The sequence below is a fragment of the Dactylosporangium sucinum genome (assembly GCF_014647515.1).
Classification (GTDB): domain Bacteria; phylum Actinomycetota; class Actinomycetes; order Mycobacteriales; family Micromonosporaceae; genus Dactylosporangium; species Dactylosporangium sucinum.
This window is the reverse complement of sequence record NZ_BMPI01000158.1, coordinates 1-3391: the sequence shown is the minus strand read 5'-3', so window position 1 is coordinate 3391 and position 3391 is coordinate 1. Positions and strand designations below refer to the sequence as shown.

The following is a 3391-nucleotide window of genomic DNA, read 5'->3' as shown; positions in this document are numbered from 1 at the left end:
CAGCGGCAGCAGGATGTTCTCCTCGGCCGTCAGCGTCGGCAGCAGGTTGAACTGCTGGAAGATGAACCCGACCTTCGAGCGGCGCAGGTTGGTCAGGCCGCGGTCCGACAGCCCGGTGATCTGGGTGTCGCCGATATACACCTGACCCCGCGACACGGCGTCGAGCCCGGCGAGGCAGTGCATGAGCGTCGACTTGCCCGAGCCGGACGGGCCCATGATGGCGGTGAAGCGCCCCTTCTCCAGCTCCACCGAGACCCCGCCGAGCGCATTCACCTGCGCCTCGCCGGTGCCGTAGACCTTCCAGACGTCGACCGCCCGCGCGGCCACCTCGGTGCGCGTCGCAACCGTTGCAGTCATGATTCCCCCTGGTGAATGGTGTGCATTCAGCTTGGGGCCGGACGCGGGCGTTCTCCTCCCTCCGCAGGGGTAGCCGACCACGGGTTTTTGGCTGGGGGAGCGTCCCCGATACCGGCTCAGGGGGAACCCTTATGGCGCGCGTCTCAGGCTTCTCAGAATGGGCTGTGAAATGGCGAAGGGCCGGTCGGGGAGACCCCGACCGGCCCATTCTTGTTGCGCCGGTGTGCTATTCGTACGCGATCGCGTTGAGCACGTTGAGCCGCACGGCGCGAATCGACGGGATGAACCCGGCGACGGCGCCGACGAGGAGCGAGGCGACGAAGTACACCACCATGAGCGTCCACGGCAGGGTCACCGCGCCGAACCCGATGACGTCCTTGAGCGCGGTCACGATCGCCGCGCCCAGCCCGGCGCCGACGGCGAGGCCGAGCACCGTGCCGAACACCGTGATCACCACCGACTCGGTGGTCACCATCAGCCACGTCTGCCGGCGCCGCAGCCCGACCGCGCGGAGCATGCCCAGCTCCCGGGTCCGCTCGATGACCGACAGCAGCAGCGTGTTGATGACGCCCAGGACCGAGATCGCCAGGGCGATGAGCAGCAGCACCTGGACGATCGCGAGGATCGCGGTGAACTGCGCCTGGTTGTTCTCGACGTACTCCTGCTTGGTGTAGACGCTGACCTCGGGGTTGTCCTTGATGATGGCGTCCACCGCGTCGCGGGTCTCGCCGACCGACGCCCCGTCCTTGACGCTGATGAACGCCTGCCACGGCTGCGGGAACGCGAACCCGTTGCGCGCGTCGTCGTAGGACACCACGATGCCGGCGCCGACGGCCGTCTCACCGGTGATGCCGGTCAGCTTCAGGGTCTGCTCACCGGTCTTGGTGAACGTCACCGTGATCGTGTCGCCCAGCTTCCACTTGCGGTCCTCGGCGGTCTTCTTGTCCGTCATGAACTCGCCGCTGTTGAGCTGGTCGATGCGGCCCTGGTCGGTCTTGAGCTTGAGCACCTTGACGACCGCCGCCGGGTCCTCGTACGAGACGACGAAGTTCTGCTGCCCGTTGACCTGCGCCGCGTCGGCGGTGAACGTCGCCACCGTCGCCGCGCCCGGCAGCTTCTTCATCTGCTCGACCTGCTCGGGCGTGATCGTCGGCGGGATCTCGCTCGTCTGCTGGCCCAGCACCACCAGGTCGGCCTGGAGGTCCTTGTCCAGCTCGTCGCCGAGCGCCGTGGACAGCGAGGTGAAGAGCGTGCTGATCGCCGTGACGATCGCGATGCCGATCATGACCGCGCCGGCCGTGATCGCCGTGCGCCGCGGGTTGCGGGCCGAGTTGCGCTTGCCCAGCTTGCCCGGCACCGTCCAGGCGAACAGCGCCCCCAGCCCGGCCACCAGCGGCCGGCTGATCACCGGCGTGAGCAGCGCGACGCCGACGAGCAGCGCGAGCACGCCGCCGAAGACCAGCCACAGCGTCCCGTCGCCGGCCCCCGTCAGGCCCCACGTCAGGGAACCGACCGCCAGCGCGGTGATGACCGCGCCGAAGATCGTGAGCTTGGTCAGCGGCCGGTCCGGGGTCGCCGACTCCCGCATCGCCGCGATCGGGGCGACCCGGGCCGCCTTGAGCGCCGGCATGACCGCGGCGATCATGGTGACCAGGATGCCGATCGCGAACGACGCGATGATCGCCGAGACCGGGAAGCCGAGCGAGGCCACCTCGGCACCGTCGGCCAGGCCCACGAACAGGTACGCGCCGAGCGCGCCCAGCCCGAGGCCGACCAGGAAGCCGAAGAGCGAGCCGACGACGCCGATGAGCAGCGCCTCCAGCAGCACCCCACGCAGCACCTGCCCGCGGCTCGCGCCCATCGCCCGCAACAGCGCCAGCTCCTGCGTGCGCTGCGCGACGATGATCGAGAAGGTGTTGAGGATCAGGAACACGCCGACCAGCAGGGCCACCGCGCCGAAGCCGAGCAGCACGTAGTTGAAGTAGTCGAGGATCTGCTTGATCTGCTTGCTCGACTCCTCCGACAACTGCTTGCCGGTCTGCACCACGAACCCGCCGCCGAGCTGCTTGGCGACGTTGTCGCGCACCTGCTCGTCGGTGAAGCCGTCCTTCGACCGGACGTCGATCACGTTGTACTGGTCCACGGCGCCGAGCATCGAGAGCTGGGCCTGCTTCGTGGTGAAGAAGATCGCGCTCTCGCCGGCCATCGACGCTCGGCCGCCGGCATACTGCATGAGGCCGACGATCTCGTACGTCTTGCGCTCCTTGTCGCGCGTGATGACGTCCATCGAGTCGCCGACCTTGTACCGCGCCGTGGTCGCCAGGCCCTGGTTGACCACGATCTCGTCGTCGGCCTCCGGCCCGCGGCCCTCGGCCAGCGAGACCAGCTGGTCCTCGCCGGTCCAGTTGGCGCCGAACTGCTGGCCGGTCTGGTTGGCCACGACCTTGCCGTTGCGGCCGACCGGGATGGCGCCGTTGAGGAACACCTGGCCGGTGGCCTTGCCCACGCCGTCGACCTTGGCGACCTCGTCGACGACCGCGGCCGGGAACGGGTTGGTGCCCCCGCCGCCGGTGTCCCCGCCCTGGGGCGCCACCTGCGACTTCGCCGAGACCTGGACGTCGGTGTAGGTGAAGATGTTGGCGAACAGGTTGTCGAACGTGCGGCCCAGCGTGTCCGTCAGCACCAGCGATCCGGACACGAACATCACGGACAGCACGACGGCGAGCGTGGAGAGAACCAGCCGCAGCTTGCGCGCCAGCAGGCTCTTCAGGGTCGCGCGCAGCATCGTCTACTCGCCCGCCTTGTCCAGACCCTTGAGCTTGTCGAGCACCGCGTCGGCGGTGGGCTCGAGCAGCTCGTCGACGATCTTCCCGTCGGCCAGGAAGATGACCCGGTCCGCGTAGGACGCGGCGTTCGGGTCGTGGGTCACCATGACGATCGTCTGGCCGAACTCCCGCACCGAGTTGCGCAGGAACGACAGGACCTCGGCGCCCGAGCGCGAGTCGAGGTTGCCGGTCGGTTCGTCGGCGAAGAT

General features: G+C 68.7%; 2 protein-coding genes and 1 pseudogene. All 3 read right to left on the bottom strand.

The window, feature by feature from the left end:
* A partial coding sequence (locus IEZ31_RS55440; protein WP_190258239.1) for an ABC transporter ATP-binding protein occupies positions 1–357 on the bottom strand: 357 nt, incomplete at its 3' end.
* A 226-nt stretch (positions 358–583) separates the two neighbouring features.
* Positions 584–3142, bottom strand: a complete 2559-nt coding sequence (locus tag IEZ31_RS55435; protein WP_190258238.1) for an ABC transporter permease — start codon at positions 3140–3142, stop codon at positions 584–586.
* 3 nt (positions 3143–3145) lie between these two features.
* A pseudogene (locus IEZ31_RS55430) lies at positions 3146–3391 on the bottom strand (ABC transporter ATP-binding protein); the annotation flags it as partial.